Source organism: Mesorhizobium sp. M1A.F.Ca.IN.020.03.2.1 (assembly GCF_004023205.1).
In the GTDB taxonomy this organism is placed as follows: domain Bacteria; phylum Pseudomonadota; class Alphaproteobacteria; order Rhizobiales; family Rhizobiaceae; genus Mesorhizobium.
In genome coordinates, this window is sequence record NZ_RZSV01000022.1 from 1 (window position 1) to 21,649 (window position 21,649).

The window sequence follows — 21,649 nt, forward strand, 5'->3', positions numbered from 1 at the left end:
GGCCTGGCGATGGAGCTCGACCGTGCGGAGCGCATCGGCCGGCTCGGTCACATGCATATGGTCGAGCGCTTCCAGCGCGCCGCCCGGAACCGGCACTTCGGTGCCGATGATGTAGACGGGTTTTTCATCACCCGAGCGGGCGACCGCCGCCTCGGCAACCGCCGCAAGCTCGGCCGCGCGCGCGGCAATCGTCTCGTCGGCGAGTGCCACGGAATCGTCGGCACAAGCCATGCTGGTGTCGAGATGCAGCTTGGTGAAGCCGGCGGAGGCATAGGCGTCGATCATCGCCGCCGCCTTGTTCATCGCTTCCGCCGCGGGCAGATGCTTCCACGGATTCGGGCCGAGGTGATCGCCGCCGAGGATCAGCCGGTCGAACGGAAAGCCGGTCCTGCCTGCTTGCGTCTCGACGAAGGCTCGAAAGGCGGCCGGGGTCATGCCGGTATAGCCGCCCTCGTGATTGATCTGGTTGCAGGTCGCCTCGATCAGCACATCGGCGCCATTCCTCGCGCCGTGGCGGAGCGTCGCTTCGATCACCAGCGGGTGCGCCGAACAGATCGAGGCGATGCCGCCCTTCGCGCCTGCCGCGCGGCGAGCGGCGATGCCAGCAAATCTTGCCGTGGCGCCGGTCATGCGCGTGCGGTCGCTTTTGCGATGAAGGCCTCGACGTCGGCGAGCCGGTGAATGCCTTCCATCGGCCCCTTGCGGGTAACGGCGAGCGCGCCGCAGGCATTGGCGATGCGCAGTGCATCGGCGGGCGAGGCACCGCGCAGCCAGAAGGAAACGAAGGCGGCGCCGAAGCAATCGCCGGCGCCGGTCGGATCGACTTCCTCGACCACAAAGCCGGGCATGGCGAGCGTGCCCTTGCGGTCGTGATAAGTGGCGCCATCGGCGCCTTTCTTCAGCACGATGCAGGAGATGCCTCGCCCCAGCAATTCGCGGACCGCGGCCTGTTCGTCGCTGGCGGACGAGAAAAGGAACAGTTCGTTGCCGCTCGGCAGGAAGACATCTGTCTGCGCGAGCACATGATCGAGCGCCTGACGCGTGCCGGACGCCTGCATGATCTCGCGACGGATGTTCGGATCGAAGGACACCGTGCCGCTCTTGGCCTTCACGGCCGCGATCGCGGCGAGTGCGACGTCGGTGGCGCGATCGGAAAAAAGCGAAGAGCCCATGACATGGACATGATCGGCTCCGGCCAAGAGCCGCTTGGCGGCATCGTCCATTTCCAAAAGGCCGGCGGCGCTGTTCCGGATATTGAAAACAAAATGCCTGGATGCATCGGTCCGGTAGGCGACGAAGGCGGTGCCGGTTGCATGGCCTTCACGGACGGCGATTGCCGAAACGTCGGCGCCGAGCGCGCTGAGCCGGTCGATGTTCAACTGGCCGAAATCGTCCCCGCCGACGGCGCCGATGAGACCCGCAGGCTGGCCGAGCGCCGCCGCCTGGCCGATGAAGATCGCCGGGGCGCCGGACGGAAAGGGGCCGGCCAGCGGACCGGGCTCGAGGAAGCTCTGGCCGATTGATTCCGCCATGATCTCGACGAGGATCTCGCCGGCTGAGACCAGCTTCTTCATCACGTCCTCCCGGCATTCGCCATGCATGGCTTTAGGGCTTGGAATACGGCCCCCTCTTTTTCACGTCAATTAATAAATTTACGCATGGAATAATTTCTCCGGACGCGTTGAAACTTGCGGAGCTTCCTGTAAAAACTTGCAGGCGCACGGCGATGCACCGTATGAGCGCCGGAGCAGCGCCATGGGAGCGAGGTTCCATGCCGCGAGGGTTTGGATGCCGATGACTCACAAGACGATGGAGGAGTTCGCCCGTTCCTGCGGCGTCTCCAGGCCGACCTTGTCGAAATTCTTCGACGATCCGACCAGCGTCAAGCCGGCGACGCGAAAACGCATCGAGGATGCGCTGCGCTCGTCCGACTATCAGCCCAATCTGTTCGCGCGAAACCTCAACCGCAAGCGCACCCGCAGCATCGGCATCGTCGTGCCGACGGTGACCGACCCGTTCTATTCCGAGATGGTCAGCCGCATCGAACTCAGGCTACGCGACGAAGGCTATTGGCCGATCGTCATTTCCTCGCATGGATCGAGCGAACTGGAAGCCGAGGCGACGCGGACGATCTTGTCGTTGAAGGTCTCCGGCGCGCTGATAGCACCGCTCGGCCGGCGCTCGGACCAGCGAGCGATCGAGAAGCTGACGCAGGCGATCCCGATTGTCTATTTCGACACCTATCTCGAAGGCGGCACGCCTTTCGTCGGCAACAACAATGTGCAGAGCATGTCGACCATCGTCGACTATCTCTGCCGCTCGGGCGATGCCCCGGTCTATTTCGATATTCCGCACGTCAATCATAATTCGCGCGAGCGGGTGGAGAGTTATGTCAATGCCATGAAGCGGCTCGGGCAGGAGCCGCTCGTCTTCGGCAATACCGACGACTACACATGGGAGTTCGAACGGATCGGCTACGAACAGACGGAAAAGCTGCTCGGCAATGGCGGCCTGCCGGGCAAGACCATATTGTGCGCCAACGATCGTCTCGCCTTCGGCGTGATGGCGGCCGCCTTCTCGAAAGGGCTGAAGGTGGGCCGCAAGGCGGATTGCGACCTGCGGGTGGCTGCGCATGACGACCATCCGCTCAGCCGCTACACTTGCCCGGCGCTCACCACCATGGCGCAGGATTTCGCGGCGATGGCCGGAAGCAGCGTCGAGACGCTGCTTACCCTGCTCGACGAGGACGGCGCGCCCGTCGCGGCGAAGGTCAATCTCGACGCGACGCTGGTGATGCGCCAGTCGGCCTAGGGATACCGAACTCCCGCTGGGCGATCACGGCGCCTCAGGCAAGCAGGCTCGCCGCCTCGTCTTCGCCGAGCAGCGGCGGCTGGTCGACCGAGCCGACGACGGCGACGGAGTTCCGGCTTTCGCCGGAGGCGAGGATCGCTTCCATGACCTCGAGCACGTGCAGCGCCAGTTCGCCGGACGCGCGGGGTCTGCGCCCTTCCAACAGCGACCGCGCCAAGTCGGCGACGCCGAGCATGCGATAGTTGGCGCGGTCCGGTGCGGCATAGGGCCAGTTGCGCGCGCCGTAGAGCTCGCCTTCGCTCTCGAAATCCTTCCAGTCGGCGCCGTGCGCCGATAGCGAGACCGTGCCGCCAAACGTGTCGGGATCGGGTAGCCTGAGCGAGCCTTCCGTCCCGTGCAGCTCGATCGGATGGTTGGAATGCTTGAAGACGTCCCAGGAGGCGCCGAAGGTGACGGTGGCGCCGCAGTGGAATTCGAGCAGCGACAGGATGTTGGTCGGCGTGCCGACCCTGAAGCTGGTGTTTTTGTAAGGGCCTTCGGCGGTGATCAGGCGCTCGTCCTGACCGCGCGTCGTCATCGCCATGACGCGGGCGACCGGGCCGAGCAGGTTGACCAGCATCGTCAGGTAGTATGGCCCCATGTCGAACACTGGACCGCCGCCCGGCTGATAGTAGAATTGCGGATTGGGATGCCAATGCTCCATGCCGCGCCCCATCATGAAGGCGGTGCCGGTCACGGCGCGGCCGATCGCGCCCTCGTCCATTAGGCGGCGGGCACGCCGCCCGGCTGCGCCGAGGAAGGTGTCTGGAGCCGAGCCCAGCAGCAGATCGCGCTTCGACGCCTCCGCGACCAGCCGGCGGCCCTCGCCGGCCGAGGTCGCCAGAGGCTTTTCCGTGAAGACGTGCTTGCCCGCGGAAAGCGCCGAATGGGTGATGTCGAAATGCGCCGACGGAACGGTGAGGTTGAGGACGAGATCGACCTCGGGATCGGCCAGCAGCGCATCGACCGGCAGCGCGCGGATACCGTATTCCCTGGCCCGTAGCGCGGCCAAGTCGGCGGAAATATCGGCGCAGGCGCGCAGTTCCACGCCGGCGAAAAGTGCTGCGTTGCGCAAATAGGTCATCGATATGTTGCCGCAACCGATAACGCCGATACCGAGCTTCGCTCCTGACTTTGCTTGCATTTTCCTTCCGACCTCCCAATGCGGCATCGCCCAGCAAACCCGCTGCAACGGCGGCGGACCATGTTCCCTACTCGCTATAGCGCATTTTAAATCTTGACGCGCGTAAAATTTCTATAGAGCATGTGAAAATGCTGGCTCGACATCGGAGGCCGCCAGCTCAAAACGATTGAGGAATTTTGCACTCATGAGCCTAGGAACCAAGGTGCGCCTTGCGCGCCTCTTCTCGCATCCATCCGGGAAGCTTTTTGGCGGCGCGGTCGACCACTTTGTCGGCTACGGCGACGTGCGCAAAGGCGGGCTTGCCGATCTGCCCGGTGCGCTCGCGCGCGTCATGATGGGCAAACCCGACTACGTCAGCATCCAGCCCGGCACCGCGCGCCATCTGTGGCCGCAATATGCGGGCAAAGCGTCTCTGGTGATCCAGGCGGGCTGCTTCACCCCAGACGATCGCATCAGCGAACTGATTGCAACGCCGGAGGATGCGGTGCGCGCCGGGGCCGATGCGTTGGCCGTGGCCATTCCGGTGCGCGGCGCGACCGAGGGTAAGTACATACGCTGGCTGACCGACTCGGTGAATGCGGCGGCACGCTACGGCATGCCCGTGGTGGCGCATATTTACCCGCGCGATTTCGCCGACGGAGCAAAAATCGTCTTCACCCCCGACGAGATCGCCTATGCGGCGCGCATCGGCTACGAGTCCGGCGTCGACGTGATCAAGATAGGCTACACGGGCGATTTCGAGTCGTTCCGAGAGACCGTCCGGACCTGCCCGGTGCCGGTTGTGATCGCGGGTGGTCCGAAGACCGAGACGCTGCTCGGCGCCCTTCAGCAGACGGCGGACGCCATACGTGCCGGCGCGCGCGGTGCCGTGGTCGGTCGCAATCTCTGGGGGCACGGCGATCCGGAGAAGGCGGCACTTGCCTTTCGGAGCGTCATCCATGACGGCCTTTCGGCAGAAGACGCCCTGGCGAAGGCGGGTGCCTGAACGATGCCCACCGTCCCTTCAATCCTCGGCTTCGGCGCTATTGCGATCGACGACATCGTCTATGTCGATCAGCCGTTGTCGGCGGGCAAGGGGAAGGTTCTGCAAACTGCCCGAACTTTCGGCGGAAATGTCGCGACGGCCCTTGCCGCCGTCGCGCGGCTCGGCGGAACCGCCGGGTTCGTCGGATGGCTAGCCAGTGCCGCGGACGACGCCGTGCTGTGCGATCTCGTTGCGAGCGGCGTTGAAACCGCATTCGCGCCGCGCCACCCGCAGGCACGCCCGGTGCGCTCGCGGATCACCGTCGGCTCGGATGGCGAGCGGTTCATCGCGTATGACGACGAAGCGATGCTGGGCACCGCGTCGGACTTTCCGGACGAGGTCCTCAGCCGCGCGGCCGTCCTGATCGTCGATAGTTACGCGATCCGGTCGATGGATGTCGTGGCTCGGGCTCGCGATCTCGGCCTTGCAATCCTCGGCGATATCGAATGGAGCAGCGGCCCAGCCACCGAGAGGCTGATCGGGCTCTGCGACCATGTCATTCTTCCCCTCGGCTTCGCGCGGACTGCCACGGGCGGCCGATCGCCCGCCGAGATGCTCGACGCATTGTGGATGCCGTCGCGGTCCACCGTGGTTCTGACTGACGGCGGCAGGGGCGTCTATTATCGCGGACGCGACGAGGCAGGGCTCTGGCACCTGCCTCCGCACCGGGTTGCCGTCGTCGACTCGACCGGCGCCGGTGACTGCTTTCACGGTGCCTATGCCCATGCATTGACGCGCGGAGCCGAGACCGCAGGCCGGGTCGCATTCGCAGCCGCGGCCGCGGCCCTGTCGATAACGGGGCGTGGCGGGCGCGAGGCGCTGCCGACCGAGGGCCAGGTCACGGAACTCCTGGCATCGACGAACGCCCCGTCGGCAGTCGAACTGAAATCTGCGCAGCTCGATACCGGAACATAGTTGAAACTATCCGAGGAAGATTTCGCAGGGCGACCATAGGCCGACAATAATCATAAAAACGAGCGGCTTAGACTTGTGGAGGGAGGAAGATGGCAGAAGTCATTCTTGAGAATATCTGCAAGACCTACGGGAACAACTTTCATGCAATCGACCAATTGAACTTGTCGGTCGAGGATGGCGAGTTCTTGATTCTCGTCGGGCCGTCCGGCTGCGGCAAATCCACCGCCTTGCGAATGATCGCGGGATTGGAGGACGTGACAAGCGGCAGCCTTCGGATCGGCGGAGTCGACGTGGTCGACATGCCGCCCAAGGACCGGGATATCGCGATGGTCTTCCAGAGCTACGCGCTCTACCCACATATGACGGTGTTCGAAAACATCGCCTTTTCGATGCGGCTGGCAGGCAAGCCGAAGGCCGAACGCAAGAAGCGGGTGGGCGAGATTGCCAAAACCCTTCAGTTGACATCTCTGCTCGACAGCAAACCCGCGAACCTTTCAGGCGGACAGCGTCAACGGGTTGCCATGGGCCGCGCCATGGTGCGCGAGCCGGCCGCCTTCCTCATGGACGAACCCCTTTCCAATCTGGACGCGAAGCTGCGTGTTCAAATGCGCGCCGAAATTACCAGCCTGCAAAAGCAACTCGGCGTCACGACCATATACGTGACCCACGACCAAACCGAGGCGATGACGATGGGGGACAGGGTCGCGGTGTTGAAAGGCGGCGTGCTGCAGCAGGTCGACACTCCCAAGAGACTCTATGAATCGCCGGTAAACGCCTTCGTTGCCGGCTTCATCGGTTCTCCTTCGATGAACCTGTTCGAGGCGACGCTGACGGGCGACGAACTGATGTCCGGCACCTTCGCCATCCGGCTGCAGGACGCAGCCTTCGTGCGCAGGCCGTCCTTGAGGACGTATGCAGGGCGCAAGGTCGTGTTCGGGATCCGACCGGAGGATCTCTATGACAGCAGTCTCGAATCCGGCCGCAGATATCAGACGATCCCGGCAAAGGTGACCTCGATCGAAGAACTCGGGTCCGAACACATCGTTCATCTCAGCATCGATGCGGTGCGGGTGGACTCCGGCGATCCGGACGCGGTGCAGGATTTCGGCATGACCTCGAACGCGGTGGCGAAATTCGAACCGGTCAGCACAGTCCTGCCCGGCTCGGAGATCCGCTTGGCCGTAGACGACGCCAAGCTCCATTTCTTCGATCCCGAAACGCATCTGGCGATCTGAAGATTTGTCGCAGAGCCCGCAGGCAGGAGCGATGCGCCTGCGAAAGTACTCGTAAGAAGACTTCTGAATGAAGCAGACGATCGTCCGCATTGTGCGGTCGATCTTAAGAAGGAGGAGAAAATGACGTTTCGGATACGACCCGCGATGCTGAAAATGGCCGCGGCCGCATGGCTGCTCGGCGCAACCGGCGCCATGGCGGACACGACGCTGGAATTCACGCAGTGGTGGGAGCCAGAGCTGCCCGCAGGCTCCTTGCGCAAAATCATGGACGAGTTCGAGGCTGCAAACTCCGGGATCAAGGTGACGCTGGTCAGCGGCCCCTATGCGACCACGCGAGACCAGATCTCGGTCGGTGCTGCGACCGGAACGCTTAGCGACGTTGTCGGTCTCGATGGCGCTTGGGTGAACAATCTGAACGCACAAAATGCGTTGGCCGACATGAATCCGATGATGGATGCGAGCGGCTTCGACAAGAGCCAGGTCGCCGATATCATCAAGGTGGACGGCAAGGCGGTGATGTTTCCCGTGGCTTCGTTCGTCTATCCGGTCTTCGTCAACATGGACCTCGCCGCCAAGGCAGGTGTGAGCAAGCTGCCGTCGACCCGCGCGGAGTTTCTCGAAGCCGCCAAGAAGATGACCCATGCCGACAAGAACCAGTATGGCTGGGTGCTGCCCCTGTCGCTGCAAACACCGTCCGGCGTTCAGAACGACATGATGTCGTGGGTTTGGGCTTCGGGCCAGTCGATGATGGCGAATGGCAAGCCCGACCTCGAGGGCAAACCGGTGGTGGATATGCTCAGCTTCGTGAAATCGCTCAACGACGCCGGCACCATCTCGCCCGGCATCGCCACCAAGACGGAACAGGAGAAGGTCGAGGAATTCGTCAACGACCGGGTCGGGATGATGATCGACTCGCTCGCGCATGTGAACCTCATCCGCAAACGCAATCCCAAGCTGAACTTCGACCTCATCCCGGTCCCGGTCGTGGAGAACTACAACGGCAAGCGCGGCCTTCCCTATGCCTCCTGGGGCATCGGTATCTCTGCCGGCTCGAAGCACCAGGAGGAGGCCTGGAAGCTCGTCCAATATCTGATGAGTGAAAAGGTGAACGCCAAGCTCGTGTCGCTTGCAAACGCCTTCCCGGGCAACGTCAACGCCAAGCCCGATTTCGTGACGTCCGACAAGGCATTCGCAAAGGCTTTCGAAATCTTCAAGACCGGTTATCTCGCCAACGAGTTCACGGGTCTGCCGGTGGCGGAAGACCTGATGACCCAGTTCGACGTGGAAGCCCAGAAGATGCTTGCCGGCGAGCAGTCTCCGGAACAAGCCGCAGCCAACGCTCAAAAGGGCTGGATGGCGAAATTCTGATCGGCCTGTTCCCCGTTCACTTTCTCGACCGGGTGGCCTGACTTCGGGCAGGCCACCCGGCCACAACGGATCGGTGGACCCGTGTTCCGAAGCTCACCTTCTCTTGAAGGCGTATTTCAAGGTTGGCACATGACCCCGCAGAAGCGCTCCCATCACAGACTGAAACGAGCGGTCGCACCCTATCTCTATCTGTCGCCCTCGCTCCTCATAATCGGTCTTCTGATGCTGCTGCCGATGGTGACGGTGATTGCCTATTCGTTCCAGAACAGCGCGGTGCTGCGCCGTGACCCATCCTTTGCCGGACTGAAACACTACCAGGCGATCTTTGCCGATCCGGTGTTTTGGGCTTCGCTGTGGCACACGCTCTACTTCACTTGCATGAGTGTCGTTTTCCACATGACCATCGGCATGGTCTTCGCACTCATGCTGAACAGCGACCGCATCAATCCGATGCTGCGCAATATTCTGCGCGTGCTCTACATACTGCCTTGGCTGTTCACTGCGGTGATTATCGCCGTGATCTGGCGCCTCCTGCTTGAGCCGAACGGGGTCGTGAACAGCATTCTCATGCAGATGGGCATCATCGGTTCCAAGGTCGAGTGGTTTTCCTCGCCCGAGACCGCGCTGCACGCCGTCACCTTCGCCAATATCTGGGCAGGGTACCCGCTTTTCATGGTCAGCCTGCTCGCAGGCCTGCAGGGCATTCCCAAGGATTTCTACGAGGCCGCCGATATCGACGGCGCCAAGGCCTACCAGAAGCTGATCTTCATCACGATCCCGCAGTTGATGCCGATCATCATCAGCATCTCGCTGCTCGACTTCATCTGGACCATGCAGGTCTTCCCATTGATCTGGATAACGACGGGCGGTGGTCCGATCTACTCGACCGAGGTCCTCAGCACCTACACCTATAAGCTGGCGTTTTCGAGCTACAACCTGTCTCAGGCGTCGGCGAGCGCTGTGGTCATTCTGCTGATCTCGCTTGGCCTGACGCTGTTCTACGTCCGTTATCAAAAGGCTCGGTAGTCACCATGAGGAAAAGGCACACGCCGAAAGACAGGCTGATCACCGTCGCGCTGCATGTCGCGCTTGCCGCGGGGCTGTTCTTCGCGGCCTTCCCGATCTACTGGATGCTCAGCAGCTCGTTCAAGTCGAATACCGAGATCTTTGCCCTGCCACCAACCATCCTGCCGAAGGCCTTCACGCTGGAAGCGTACGCAGCCATCGTTGGCGACCCGGTAAAGCTGCGCTTCTTCTTCAACAGCTACTTCGTGGCGGCAGCGGTGACCGTGCTGACGGTGCTGATCGCCTTGCTGGCGGCCTACGGGTTCAGCCGCTTCAACTTTCGCGGCAAGGGCAGCCTGAACACACTCATCATCAGCACGCAGACGATTCCGCCGATCACGCTTCTCATCCCCTTCTTCGGGCTTGTCGTCTCATATGGCATCTTTGACACCTATATCGCGCTGATCCTGACTTACCTGGTGTTTACGCTGCCCTACGCGATCCTGCTGATGACGGGATATCTCAACACCTTGCCCCGCGATCTCGATGAAGCGGTGGCTGTCGACGGCGGCACCAGTTGGACAGCGCTTTGGCGGGTGATCGTCCCGATCTCGCTGCCTGGTATCGTGGCGACGTCTGTCTACACCTTCCTGTTATGCTGGAACGAATTTCTCTTTGCGCTGACGCTGACCAAGTCGACCTCCATGCGCACCGTGCCGATCGGCATCCAGCTGTTGATGGGGCAGCACGCCTTCGAATGGAACCAGATGATGGCGATGAGCGTGCTCGGCTCGTTACCGCTTTTGCTCATCTACCTCGTTGCCCAGAGATTCTTCCTCGCAGGCATGACCGCGGGCTCGGTCAAGTAGGACGTCCCTCCCATGAAGACGCAGAGCGACACCAAGGAATGGGCGGTATCAAGGAATGAAAGAATGAACGTGAAAGACCTCAAAGTTGGCTGCCAGACTTTTACCTGGGAGATGCTCGGCGACCGTTTTGGCGGCGGCCCGGACGATCTCATCAAGGCGATTTCCGACGGCGGCTATGCCGGCATCGAGATCACCGACACGATGATCGGTCGCTATGCCGGCAAGCCTGCGGAGTTCGCCGCCGCGTTGAAGGCATCCGGCCTCATGCTGGTCTCGTTCGCCTTCGGCTCGAAGAGCGGCTTCACGCTCAAGGAGAAAATCGGCGAGGACCTCGAAACCGCCGGTCGCTGGATCGACTTCGCCGCCGCCTTTCCGGGAGCGCTGGTGTCGATGGGCTCGGCAACCGTCGTCTCCGACGGCCCGCGCGACCACAAATTCGCCATCGCCGCCGAGGTCTACAACAAGGCCGGCGAACTTGGGCGCAAGGCCGGCGTGCAGGTGGCTGTGCATCCAAGCTCGCATAACAACACGCTGCTCTTCGACCGCGCCGATTATGACCGCATCTTCTCCCTGCTTGACCCATCGCTGGTCGGCTGGGTGCCGGACACCGGACACATCTTGCGCGGCCGTCAGGACATGGCCGATACGCTCACCACCTATCGCGACCGCATTCGCTATGTGCATCTGAAAGACGTCGATGCCAACGGCAGTTGGGCGATGCTCGGCCAGGGTGTCTGCGACACGGCTAAGGTGATCGAGATCGCAAGCGCCGCGCCCAACTTCAACGGCTGGCTGGTGCTGGAGGAGGAATCCGAAACCGCCGCCGCCGATCCGGCTGGCGCGGTGAAGACCAATCGCCAGACCATGCGCGGCTACGGGGCTTGAGGCGATGATAGGCAAACAAGACCGTCGTCTTCGTGTCGGTGTGCTCGGCTGCGGGCCGATCGCGCAGTTCGCGCATCTGGAATCCTGCGTGAAGGCAGCCAATGCCGACCTCTACGCGATCTGCGACGCGGCGCCCGACCTGCTTGCGCGCATGAGCGCCACCTACGAGCCGCAAAAAATGTATGGCGACTATGACGAGATGCTCGCCGACCCCAAGTTGGAGGCGGTGATCGTCGCGACGTCCGACGCCTACCACGTGCCGATGTCGATCAGGGCGCTCGAAGCAGGCAAGCACGTGCTTTGCGAAAAGCCGATCGGCATTTCCGTCGAAGAAGGCGAGAGGCTGGCGGAAGCGGTCAAGCGCTCCGGCAAGGTGCTTCAGGTCGGGCATATGAAGCGCTTCGACCCGGCGCTGGAGGCGGCGCGCGATTTCGTGCGCGACGAGATGGGCGAGATCCTCGCGCTGAAGGCCTGGTATTGCGATTCCACCCATCGCTACACCAATACCGACGCCGTGCAGCCGCTGCCCGTCACCAGCAAGCTGGCGAGGAAGCCGGCCGGCAATCCGAAGGCGGACCTGAGACAGTATTTCATGCTGGCGCATGGCTCGCATCTGGTCGACACGGCGCGCTTCCTGTGCGGCGACATCACCGCCGTGCGCGCGCGGCTCAACCAACGCTTCGGCGCTTATTGCTGGTTCGTCGAGACGGAGTTCGCCAATGGGGCGCTCGGCCATCTCGACCTGACCGTTGCGGTGCGCATGGACTGGCACGAGGGCTTCCAGCTCTATGGCGAGAACGGCTCGGTGATCGCGAAGACCTTCAATCCCTGGTATTTCCGCGCCAGCGAGGTCGACATTTTTCATGAGAAGGACGCGACGTCGCGCAAGCCGCTCGGCGCCGACGGCCACTTCTTCCGCCGCCAACTGGAAGGCCTCGCCGACACGGTGCTCAACGGCGCGCCGCAGCGCGGCGCTACCGTGGAGGACGGGCTCGCTTCGATCCGCGCCATGGTGGCGATCGCCCGCTCGGTCGAAAGCGGCCAGCGCGTTGAGCTCGCCGGCGTCACCGGAGCGGTCTGATGCAGGTCGGGGTGTTCGCCAAGACTTTTCCAGGCGGCGAGCCGGCCGGCGTGCTCGCCGCCGTTCGCGAAGCGGGCTTCGCAGTCACCCAGTTCAACCTTGCCTGCGCCGGCCTGCCGTCGATGCCGGACGATGTTCCCGACGAAGCGATCCGTACGATCGATGCCGCCGCTACGGCTAGCGGCGTCGGTCTCGTCGCGCTGTCGGGAACCTACAACATGGCGCATCCGGACAGCCGGGTGCGCGATGACGGGCTGCGGCGGCTCGGGGTGGTCATTGAGGCAGCCGCCAGGCTTTCGATCCCGCTGGTGACACTGTGCACCGGAACGCGCAACGCCGAGGACCAATGGGCGCACCACCCCGACAATGCCGATCCCTCGGCTTGGGCCGACATGGCGCGGGAAATGGAGAAGGCGCTTCAGCTCGCCGAGCACCACGGCGTCGATCTCGGCATCGAGCCGGAGCAAGCCAACATCGTCACCTCCGCCGATGACGCCGCGCGGCTGATTTCCGAAATGGGTTCGAACCGGCTGCGCATCGTGCTCGACCCCGCCAATCTGTTCGAGCGAGCGAATGCCGACGAGGCACGCGGCATCGTTGCCGAAGCGGTCGAGCGCACGGCGGGTCATGTCGCGCTTGCGCACGCCAAGGACCGTTTCGCCGATGGGCGCTTCGCCACGGCCGGACGAGGCGTGGTCGACTTCGACGACTTCGTCGCTCGCCTGAGGGTCACAGGCTTCGACGGGCCGCTGGTGACGCACGGGCTTTCGGCCGAGGAAGCGCCGGGCGTCGCCCGCTTCCTCAAGGGGCTCATGTGATGGGCACGCTGCTGCGCGACGGTGCCACGCTGCATATGACCGACACCGGCGAAGGCCTGGCGGTCGTCTTTCAGCATGGGCTCGGCGGCGGCGAGGCGCAGGTCGCGCAGACTTTCCCCGCAGGCTTCCGGCGCATCACGCTGGAATGCCGCGGGCATGGCGGCTCTGGGCTTGGGAAGCGGCGGCCGTTCTCGTTCGAAATCTTCGCTGACGATGTGCTTGCCGCCGCCGATCGTGCCGGCCTCGACCGCTTCGTTGCCGGCGGCGTCTCGATGGGCGCCGCGATCGCGCTTCGCCTCGCCTGCCGTCATCCGCGGCGCGTCGCCGCCCTGGTCCTGGTGCGGCCGGCATGGACGTTTTCGCCGGCACCGCAGAACATGCAGCCGATCACCGAGGCCGCCGAGCTCATCCTGGAACACGGGGCCGACAAAGGGCGGACGATCTTCGCACGATCGGACTCGGCCACGCGGCTCTACCGCGAGGCGCCCGACAATCTGTCCTCGCTGCTCGGCTATTTCGACCGGCCCGACGCCAAGGAGTTCGCGCAAGTGCTCGCCGACATCGCCGGCGACGGTCCAGGCGTTTGCGACCGCGACGTCGCGGCGCTCGACATTCCTGCGCTGGTCGTCGGCAACGCGATGGACGCGGTGCATCCGCTGTCGAGCGCCTACACGCTTGCCGCCGCGATGCCCCGCGCGGTCTTCGCCGAAATCACGCCGAAGGCGCGCAACAGCGCCAGACATTTCATCGAACTGCACGAGCAGATCGGTTCCTTCCTCCAGTCCAACTCGAATGCCCGGAGCCTCATTCCGTCATGACCGCCAAACCCGTCTCCGGACCCGCGGCAATAGCCGCACTGCCGCGCAACCGGCTTATCGGCGAATTCTCGCTGTGGTCGGCGGATCTCGCCAATATGGAGCGCGACCTGAAGCGCATCGAAGCCCATGTCGATCTGCACCATATCGACGTGGCGGATGCCCGCTTCACGCCAGGCTTCCTGTTCTTCCCCGACATGGTGGCGCGCATCGCCAAGCTGACGGCGAAGCCGATCCACGTCCATCTGATGGTCGAGGCCGAGATCGTCGAGGCTCAGACGCGCCAGTTCATCGAGGCTGGTGCCGATCTCGTCACCATCCATGCCGAGAATGGCGCTGCAGGCTTGCGCGCCGTGAAGCTGGCGCGTGAGCTCGGCGCGGAGGCCGGCGTGGTGCTGCGGCTGGAGACGCCGGTTGAAGCGATCGAGCCGTTCCTGCCACGCGTGGCCTTCGTGACGCTGCTCGGCACCTCGATCGGGGTGAAGGGACAGAGCCTGTCCGAGGAAGCCTGCCCAAGGCTGGTCGAGGCGCGCGCGCTGATGAGGAAGGCCGGCCGCGAGCCCGACATCCGGCTCGCCGCCGATGGCGGCATCCGCCATGAGACGGTGCCGCTGCTGCGCGCCGCCGGCGCCGACACGGTGGTGCTGGGCTCGCTCGCTTTCGGCGATCCCAATCTCGCCCAGCGCATGGCCTGGCTGCATGGACTGAAGGCCGCCGCCTGATGAGCACGATCGCCCTTGCCTTCGATCTCGGCGGCACGGAACTGCGCGGCGCGCTGGTCGAGCGCAGCGGCGAGGTCGTCAAGCGCGTCTCGGCGCCGACGCTCGCCGGCGCCGGATCGGAAGCGGTCATCGGCCAGATCATAGCGCTTGCGGACAGGCTGCTTAAAGAACACCCGCAGGCAAAGGTCAGCGGCATCGGCATGTGCGCGCCGGGGCCGCTCGACCCCAAGGCAGGCATCGTCATCGGGCCGCCGACGCTCGCCGGCTGGCACAACGTGCCGCTGATCGACATCCTCAGCCGCCAGTTCGGCTTGCCGGTACGGCTGGAGAACGACGCCAATGCCGCGGCGCTCGGCGAGTGGCGTTTCGGCGCCGGCCGCGGCGCGGGCTCGCTGGTGTTCGTCACCGTCTCGACCGGCATCGGCGGCGGCGTGGTTGCTGATGGCCACATCTACCATGGAAGGCGCGGGCTCGCGGCCGAGATCGGCCACATGACGATCACCGGCGAAGGCGACCGCTGTTTCTGCGGCAACGTCGGCTGCTTCGAGGCCGTTGCTTCCGGCACCGCGCTCGGGCGCCGGGCGACCCGGCTCACCAAGCCAGGCGACGGCTCGGTGCTCAGACGGCTTTCCGACGACGGCGACGTCTCGGCCCGGCATGTCGTGGATGCCGCGCGCGCCGGCGACGCGGCCGCCGGCGAACTGGTCGACACCGAGGCGAAATGGCTGGGCATCGGCTTCACCAATCTCCTGCATCTCTATTCGCCGGACCTGATCGTCATGGGCGGCGGCCTTGCCAACGGCTTCGACCTGCTGGCGCCCGGCATCAGGGCGACGGTCGACGAGCGCGCCATGAAGGCATATCGCGACGTGCCGATCGTGCCGGCCGAGCTCGGCGACCGCGCCGGGCTGGTCGGCGCGGCAAGCCTGATCCTGTGGGAGGGCGAGCCGGGAACGGCGCTGGCGATGGTGCAGAATGAGCAGACGAAGCCCGTCGAAAAGGCCGGCGCTTCGGCCCGATCGATCATCGAACGGATGAAGGAGAGCGAAGGGAACTGAGACCGCTCGCCTTCCTATTGTCCGCGCCCGGCTCGGTCTTGGGCTGAGGTCGCGCCAGAAGATAAAGGGCGGCCACGTGCGTAATCATCAGCAGGGGCACATAGATGATCGGGATCGCGTATGCGGCGCCCAGCTGCCCGGCCTGCTCGGGCAGATGAAGCACGGTGCCGTGATAGTAATCGCCGACGAGGTCGACTATTCCTACCAGATTGAAGGCTGCGACGGACGGCCAGAAGATCGAGGGCCGCCTCACGCCAAGCAGCGCCAGCATGGCCAGCAGCCCGGTCGCGAAATCGCATAGGCGGCAAAGACGGCGAAGTCCGCCGGGAGGTTCGGGCCAACGACGCCCGGAACCAGGAAGGCCAGCCCGAAGAATCGGAAGCTGTGCAGCGTCGCGATGGCGCGCTGCGCCTCGACGCGGTCCATGAGCCTGAGCCTCGGCCAGATATAGGCGCCGAAGCAAAGCAGCCACGGGACGTAGCCCAGGAGGAGATGGATGCTGAAGATCGTGGCCGGCGTCATTCTTGTCTCCCGTCAGACATTGGCTGGAACGGCTTCGAATACCGCCGTCAGGATACCGAGACGGCCTTCCAACAGATTGCGTCCAAGATTGGCGGCATAATCCGCGGAACCCGGCCCCATGACGACGCCGAGATTTAGCGAAGGCGGCGGCCCCGACGCCCGCAGCCGCACGCGATCCAAATCGTCCGTCATTGCCACTTCCCTTCAGCCTTCCAATCGACAACACAGATACGACCGCTTTGTGCCGGGAAGTATCCGCGATAATCTCCATGGGTCATGAAGCAAAACTTCACAGTCCGGCATGGCGCGCTCGACGGCGTCGAGGCGTTCCTGAGCGTCGCCAGGCATCGCAATTTCCGCAAGGCGGCGGCGGAGCTTGGCGTCACGCCGTCGGCGATCAGCCAGGCGGTGCGGACTTTGGAAGGGCGCATCGGCGCCGCGCTGTTCGTCCGCACGACACGCAGCGTCGGCCTGACCGAAGCCGGCGAGCGTTTTTTCTCGCGCGCCCGGCCAGCCTTCGAGGAATTGATAGCAGCAAGCGAGGTCGCGCGCGAAATCGGCCAGCGGCCGGCTGGACTTTTGCGCCTGTCGGTTCCGCCTGCGGTGGTGCCGACGCTGCTGGAGCCGATGATCGCATCCTTCTGCCAGGCCTATCCCGAGATCGAGCTGGAGATCGTCGCTAGCGGCGAACTGGCGGACCTCGCAGCCGAGGGATTCGACGCCGGTATCCGGCTCGGCGACCTCATCGCGGCCGACATGGTCGCGGTTCGACTGACGCCGTCCTTTCCGATGGTGGTCGTCGGCAGTCCCGGCTATCTACGCCAGCGAACAACGCCGGAGCGCATCGAGGATCTGCGCCACCATGCCTGCCTGCGCCTGCGCCGATCGAACGGTTCGGTCGCGCCGTGGCGCTTCACCAAGGGCAACAAGGCGGTCGAGGCAATCGTTTCCGGGCCGTTCATTGCACACGACTATCCCACGCTGCGTGGCGCTGCGATCCAGGGCGCCGGGCTTGCCCAGGTGCCAAGCCCGATTGCCGCCGCGGCGCTCGCGGACGGGCGCCTCGAAACGCTGCTTTCGGCCTTCGCCGCGACATCGCCGGGTGTCTTCCTCTACTATCCGGAAAAACATCAGGTCCTGCCCAAACTGCGCGCATTCATCGATCACATCAGGTATCGAGGCGGCGCCGAGACCACCCGAAAACGGCCGAGGGGACGGCAGGCTCAGGCTTAACGCATCAGACCGATCGACCGGGCACACGCCTCTCTCAGATGCGGAGCAGATCAGCGAGGCTGTCGGACTTCTCGACCTTGTCGGTGAGATCGAGGCCCGAGAGCAGATCGACCAGATGGCTGTTCATCAGCGCCGCGGCGTCGGCGCTGTCGCCGGCTTCAATGGCGTCGACCAACGCGTGATGGGCATGTTTCTCGCAGGTGGCGTCGCGGCGTTTCCAGTAGAGCGCGATGATCAGCGAGGAATGCGAGACGAGGTCGCGCACGAAGTTGGTGAATACCGAATGAGCCGCGATCTCGGCGATGCCGACATGGAAGCGCGCCGACAGCATGATGGCGTCGCTATCGCGACCGGCATGCAGCGCCTCATGCTCCTTCTCCAGGTGCATTCGCAATTGCGCGATGTCGGAGGGCACCGCAGCCTTTGCGGCGAGCGCCGCCACCTTGGGTTCGATCAGCGCCCTCGCCTCGAACACTTCGCGCGCCTCGATCTTCGAAGGCTGCGCGACGAAGGCGCCGCGATTGGGCTCCAGCCGCGCCAGCCGGTCATGCGCAAGGGCCTGCAAGGCGGCGCGGACGACGGTGCGGCTCACTGAATAGATCGATGCCAGCTCGTCCTCGGGCAGCTTGGTGCCCGGAGCGAGACGATGGCTGACGATGGCGTCTCTCAGCCCATAGTAGATCGGCGACCAGCGCGCTGCCGGCTTGTCGTCGCGATCGTCTTCTCTGAGTACCGTCAACATGCTTTCAATGCGCAGGCCCGACGCGGCCCGCTCTGCCCCCAAATCGCCAGCGGCCGGTCCAATCTAATGGCGCTCGCGCCCCGGTCAATCCCGCGGGATCGATCTCCCGGGGCCACGTTCAGCCGGGCGAACCGGCGCCCGGGGGAGACGCCGAAGCGAAGATACCCGCGAAACGCTTGCCTCGCGGGGCGGCATAGCCGCCGATCTTCGATGTCTTCAAGCCGACCTTGAACAGGCTCTCGGCCAGGGTGACGGCGCAGACGACGCCGTCAAGCACCGGAACGCCATGCTCTTGCGACAGGCTGTGCGCAAGGTCGGCCATGCCGGCGCAGCCCAGCACGATCGCCTCGGCGTGATCCTCGCGAATGGCGCGCGCGATCTCGTCCGAGATCCGATGCCTGGCGTTCGAGCCTGGCCGTTCAAGCTCGAGCACGGCGACTTCCGACGAGCGCACTTTGGCGCAGCGCGAGGAAAGACCGTATTTCGCAAGGTTGTGCTCGATGGCGGGGACTGAGCGGGCAAGCGTGGTGACCACGCTGAACTTGCCGGCGACAAGGCTGGCGAGATGGAAGGCCGCCTCGCCGATGCCGATGACCGGCGCTTCGGTCGCGCAGCGCGCGGCGTCGAGCCCGGTATCGTCGAAGCAGGCGATCACATAGGCATCCGCCGCCGGCGCCTTGCTCATCTCGGCGATGATGCCCGGTACGGCAAACACCTCGTCGAAATAGCCCTCGATGCTCGGCGGCCCATCGGCCGGATTGACAGCGACGATCTCGGTTCCTGAGGACGCGACGCTTGTCGCCGCCTTGCCGATCTTGCCGGTCATCGAAGCGGTCGTGTTGGGGTTGATGACGAGTATGCGCATGGAAATCAGCCTCAGATCTCGCCGCCGAGATAAAGACGCTTGACCCGGTCGTCGCTCAGCAGTTCGGCGGAGTTGCCGCTCAGGGCGACGCTGCCGGTGGTCAGCGCATAGGCGCGCTGCGAAATGCGAAGCGCCATGCGGGAATTCTGCTCGACCAACAGAACGCTGACCTTCTCGTCGCGGTTGATGGCGACAATCGAGCGGGCGATGTCCTGGACAAGTTTTGGCGCGACTCCGAGCGACGGCTCGTCGAGCAGCAAAAGCTTCGGCTTGGCCATCAGCGCGCGGCCGATGACCAGCATCTGCTGTTCGCCGCCGCTCATCGTGCCGGCAGCTTGGGAGAAGCGCTCCTTCAGCCGGGGAAAGCGCCCCAGCACCATCTCCAACGTCGCCGCGATCTCGGCCTTGCTCGAGCGCGTGAAGGCACCCATCAAAAGGTTGTCCCTGACCGTCATATAGGGAAAGACGCGGCGCCCTTCCGGCACCATGGCGATGCCCATCTTGACGATCTCGTCTGGAGCGGCACCGTCGATGCGCTTGCCGCTGTAGTGGATCTCTCCGGACCTTATCCGGTTGAGCCCGGTAATGGCGCGCAGGATCGACGACTTGCCGGCGCCGTTGGCGCCGATCAGCGCGACGGTCTCGCCCTCATTGACCTCGAGCGAGACGCCCTTCAGCGCATATACGTGATCGTAATAGAGTTCGACGCCGGCGAAGTTCAGGATCTGGTTCATAGCCCGATCGCCTCGTCTTCGCTGCCGAGATAGGCTTCGATGACCTTCTCGTTGGCCTGGATTTCCGACGGTGTTCCCTCGGCGATCTTCTGCCCGAAATTGAGCACCACGATACGGTCCGAGATCTTCATCACGGCCGGCATGTCGTGCTCGACGAGCAGGATGGTGAGGCCGAGATCGCGCAGGCGCCGCACCATCGCCACCATGCGCATCGTCTCCTCGTGATTCATGCCGGCGAAGGGCTCGTCGAGCAGCAGGATCGAGGGATCGGTGGCAAGGCCGATCGCGATGCCCAGCGCGCGCAAATGGCCATGTGGCAGGTTGCGGGCGATCTCGCTGGCAAGCGAGGCCAGGCCGAGCAGCGCCAGGATCTCGTCGGCGGACTGGCCGAAAGCCGCTTCGTCGGCCTTGGCCGTGCCGGTGCCGAGAAAGAAGCCGACGAGGCTCGCCTTCGAGCGCAGATGATGCGCGATAATGACGTTGTCGCGCACGCTCATGTTCTTGAAGATCGTCGTTTCCTGGAAGGTGCGCACGACGCCCTTGCGCGCGGCGATATGCGGCGCCATGCCGGAGATGCGTTCACCCTTCAGGCGGACCTCGCCGGACGTTGGCCTGAGGAACGACGAGATCAGCTTGAACAGCGTCGATTTGCCGGCGCCGTTCGGACCAATGACCGAGAGAATCTCCTTCTCGCGCACCGAGAAGGAGACGTTGTTGACCGCGACGAGACCGCCGAAGCGCTTGGTGATGCCGGAAACTTCGAGCATTTCGGCCATGGCTCAAGCCTTCTTCCGGGTCGGAACCGTGAGGCTGAGCAGGCCGTTGGGCAGCACCAGCATCAAAACGATCATCAGGCCGGAATAGATCAGGAGCTGGAATTGGCCGGTCTGGAACAAGAGGTCCCAGCCGAAATAGAGCACCAGCGTGCCGAGCATCGGACCGAACACGTAGCCGAGGCCGCCGAGGAAGCAGTTCAGCATGAAGTTGACGGAATCGGTGACCGTGAAGCTCGACGGATAGATCGACTGCGAGATGGCGGCGAAGATGGCGCCGGCGAGACCGCCGAAGAAGGAGGACACCGCATAGGCGATGACGCGCAGATAGGCGATGTTGACGCCGATCGAGGAGGCGAGTTCCTCGTTCTGCTGCAGCGACTGGCAGAGCTTGCCGATGCGCGAGTTGACCAGCCGATACATCACCGCGAAGCAGCCCACCATCAGCGTGACCGCCAGCAGGTAGAAAGCGAGCCGCGAATTCTGCAGCGTGGCGAAGTCCGGGATGATGGTCAGCCCGAAGACCGAGAGCGCGCCGGGCAGCGGGATGCTGACGATGCCCTTGGCGCCGTTGGTGATCGGCAGCGCCAGCGCCAAGAGCCGCACGACCTCGGTCAGAACCAGAGTCACCATGGCGAAATAGACGCCGCGCAACCGCAGGATCGGCAGACCGATCAGCACGCTCGCGCCGGCGCAGAAGAGACCCGCGACAGGCAGCGTCAGCCAGAACGACCAGCCGTGGTTCATCACCAGTATGGCCGAGACATAGCCGCCCATCAGCGCATAGGCGCCCTGGCCGATATTGATGCGACCGATGTAGAAGGTGAGCCACACGCCGGCGCTGGCGATGCTGAGCAGCGCCACCGAAGTCAGCGTGTAGTAGAGGTCGATGCGGCCGCTGGCCGAGATCGCGGCCGGCACGGCGATGAAGACGATCGCCAGGAAGGCTGCGACCGAAGCGATCTTCATGTTGCGATTGCGGGTCATGGCA

General features: G+C 64.1%; 23 protein-coding genes and 1 pseudogene. 14 read left to right on the forward strand and 10 right to left on the reverse strand.

The annotated features are described in order from the left end of the window. Window positions 1–630: class II D-tagatose-bisphosphate aldolase, non-catalytic subunit (locus tag EOA79_RS06075; protein ID WP_164893829.1), on the reverse strand; the 630-nt coding region annotated here is incomplete at its 3' end. Next, entirely contained in the window at window positions 627–1,574 is a 948-nt protein-coding gene (locus EOA79_RS06080) for a sugar kinase (RefSeq protein ID WP_095776665.1), read from the reverse strand. The genes EOA79_RS06080 and EOA79_RS06075, both read right to left, overlap by 4 nt. A 214-nt stretch (window positions 1,575–1,788) precedes the next feature. Between EOA79_RS06080 and EOA79_RS06085 the strand changes: the two genes are divergently transcribed. Further along, a complete protein-coding gene (locus EOA79_RS06085; RefSeq protein ID WP_095823886.1) occupies window positions 1,789–2,811 on the forward strand; it encodes a LacI family DNA-binding transcriptional regulator in 1,023 nt (340 codons plus the stop codon). Between the two features lie 34 nt (window positions 2,812–2,845). On the opposite strand, the gene EOA79_RS06090 is transcribed toward EOA79_RS06085, so the two are convergent. Beyond that, window positions 2,846–3,994 (reverse strand): Gfo/Idh/MocA family oxidoreductase, encoded by a 1,149-nt coding sequence (locus tag EOA79_RS06090; RefSeq protein ID WP_095823887.1) that lies wholly within the window; start codon window positions 3,992–3,994, stop codon window positions 2,846–2,848. 184 nt (window positions 3,995–4,178) lie between these two features. Here EOA79_RS06090 and EOA79_RS06095 point away from each other — a divergent pair, with 184 nt between their 5' ends. The 12 genes from EOA79_RS06095 (at window position 4,179) to EOA79_RS06150 (ending at window position 15,789) form a co-directional block, all read left to right on the forward strand. Further along, a complete protein-coding gene (locus EOA79_RS06095) occupies window positions 4,179–4,979 on the forward strand; it encodes a class I fructose-bisphosphate aldolase (protein ID WP_095823888.1) in 801 nt (266 codons plus the stop codon). A gap of 3 nt (window positions 4,980–4,982) precedes the next feature. Further along, on the forward strand, window positions 4,983–5,933 hold the full coding sequence (locus tag EOA79_RS06100) for a PfkB family carbohydrate kinase (RefSeq protein ID WP_095823889.1): 951 nt from the start codon (window positions 4,983–4,985) through the stop codon (window positions 5,931–5,933). 89 nt (window positions 5,934–6,022) lie between these two features. Further along, entirely contained in the window at window positions 6,023–7,168 is a 1,146-nt protein-coding gene (locus EOA79_RS06105) for an ABC transporter ATP-binding protein (RefSeq protein WP_095823890.1), read from the forward strand. Between the two features lie 120 nt (window positions 7,169–7,288). After that, entirely contained in the window at window positions 7,289–8,536 is a 1,248-nt protein-coding gene (locus tag EOA79_RS06110; protein ID WP_095823891.1) for a sugar ABC transporter substrate-binding protein, read from the forward strand. A 129-nt stretch (window positions 8,537–8,665) separates the two neighbouring features. Next, a complete protein-coding gene (locus EOA79_RS06115) occupies window positions 8,666–9,562 on the forward strand; it encodes a sugar ABC transporter permease (protein WP_095823892.1) in 897 nt (298 codons plus the stop codon). Between the two features lie 5 nt (window positions 9,563–9,567). Then, on the forward strand, window positions 9,568–10,410 hold the full coding sequence (locus tag EOA79_RS06120) for a carbohydrate ABC transporter permease (RefSeq protein WP_095800988.1): 843 nt from the start codon (window positions 9,568–9,570) through the stop codon (window positions 10,408–10,410). 63 nt (window positions 10,411–10,473) lie between these two features. Continuing rightward, window positions 10,474–11,295: a sugar phosphate isomerase/epimerase gene (locus EOA79_RS06125; protein WP_095823893.1), complete on the forward strand. Its 822-nt coding sequence runs from the start codon at window positions 10,474–10,476 to the stop codon at window positions 11,293–11,295. A 4-nt stretch (window positions 11,296–11,299) separates the two neighbouring features. Then, on the forward strand, window positions 11,300–12,376 hold the full coding sequence (locus EOA79_RS06130; protein WP_095823894.1) for a Gfo/Idh/MocA family oxidoreductase: 1,077 nt from the start codon (window positions 11,300–11,302) through the stop codon (window positions 12,374–12,376). Next, window positions 12,376–13,194 carry a sugar phosphate isomerase/epimerase gene (locus tag EOA79_RS06135; protein WP_095823895.1) on the forward strand — a complete coding sequence of 273 codons (819 nt, stop codon included), beginning with the start codon at window positions 12,376–12,378 and terminating at the stop codon, window positions 13,192–13,194. Before EOA79_RS06130 ends, EOA79_RS06135 begins: the two co-directional genes overlap by 1 nt. Continuing rightward, window positions 13,194–14,012, forward strand: a complete 819-nt coding sequence (locus tag EOA79_RS06140) for an alpha/beta hydrolase (protein ID WP_095823896.1) — start codon at window positions 13,194–13,196, stop codon at window positions 14,010–14,012. Before EOA79_RS06135 ends, EOA79_RS06140 begins: the two co-directional genes overlap by 1 nt. Then, window positions 14,009–14,731, forward strand: coding sequence for a ribulose-phosphate 3-epimerase (locus EOA79_RS06145; RefSeq protein WP_095823897.1), 723 nt, complete (start codon window positions 14,009–14,011; stop codon window positions 14,729–14,731). The genes EOA79_RS06140 and EOA79_RS06145 overlap by 4 nt, the downstream gene beginning before the upstream one ends. Continuing rightward, on the forward strand, window positions 14,731–15,789 hold the full coding sequence (locus EOA79_RS06150) for an ROK family protein (RefSeq protein WP_245322303.1): 1,059 nt from the start codon (window positions 14,731–14,733) through the stop codon (window positions 15,787–15,789). Before EOA79_RS06145 ends, EOA79_RS06150 begins: the two co-directional genes overlap by 1 nt. Here EOA79_RS06150 and EOA79_RS06155 read toward each other — a convergent pair. Together EOA79_RS06155 and EOA79_RS06160 are read right to left on the reverse strand one after the other, a co-directional pair. Continuing rightward, window positions 15,755–16,311 (reverse strand): annotated as a pseudogene (locus EOA79_RS06155) (hypothetical protein). The gene EOA79_RS06150 and the pseudogene EOA79_RS06155 overlap by 35 nt on opposite strands. Window positions 16,312–16,323: 12 nt before the next feature. Further along, window positions 16,324–16,503, reverse strand: a complete 180-nt coding sequence (locus EOA79_RS06160; RefSeq protein WP_245322305.1) for a hypothetical protein — start codon at window positions 16,501–16,503, stop codon at window positions 16,324–16,326. An 84-nt stretch (window positions 16,504–16,587) separates the two neighbouring features. On the opposite strand from EOA79_RS06160, the gene EOA79_RS06165 reads away from it, so the two are divergent. Beyond that, on the forward strand, window positions 16,588–17,544 hold the full coding sequence (locus EOA79_RS06165; RefSeq protein ID WP_127335836.1) for a LysR family transcriptional regulator: 957 nt from the start codon (window positions 16,588–16,590) through the stop codon (window positions 17,542–17,544). A gap of 34 nt (window positions 17,545–17,578) precedes the next feature. Here EOA79_RS06165 and EOA79_RS06170 read toward each other — a convergent pair whose 3' ends face one another. The 5 genes from EOA79_RS06170 to EOA79_RS06190 form a co-directional block, all read right to left on the reverse strand. Continuing rightward, on the reverse strand, window positions 17,579–18,286 hold the full coding sequence (locus EOA79_RS06170) for a GntR family transcriptional regulator (protein WP_095823898.1): 708 nt from the start codon (window positions 18,284–18,286) through the stop codon (window positions 17,579–17,581). Between the two features lie 118 nt (window positions 18,287–18,404). Next, complete coding sequence (locus EOA79_RS06175; protein WP_095823899.1) at window positions 18,405–19,151, reverse strand: aspartate/glutamate racemase family protein; 747 nt, start codon at window positions 19,149–19,151, stop codon at window positions 18,405–18,407. Between the two features lie 11 nt (window positions 19,152–19,162). Further along, window positions 19,163–19,885 carry an ABC transporter ATP-binding protein gene (locus EOA79_RS06180; RefSeq protein ID WP_066989044.1) on the reverse strand — a complete coding sequence of 241 codons (723 nt, stop codon included), beginning with the start codon at window positions 19,883–19,885 and terminating at the stop codon, window positions 19,163–19,165. Further along, window positions 19,882–20,661, reverse strand: a complete 780-nt coding sequence (locus EOA79_RS06185) for an ABC transporter ATP-binding protein (protein WP_095776295.1) — start codon at window positions 20,659–20,661, stop codon at window positions 19,882–19,884. Before EOA79_RS06185 ends, EOA79_RS06180 begins: the two co-directional genes overlap by 4 nt. 3 nt (window positions 20,662–20,664) lie before the next feature. Continuing rightward, a complete protein-coding gene (locus EOA79_RS06190; RefSeq protein WP_095776296.1) occupies window positions 20,665–21,645 on the reverse strand; it encodes a branched-chain amino acid ABC transporter permease in 981 nt (326 codons plus the stop codon). Window positions 21,646–21,649 lie beyond the last annotated feature (4 nt).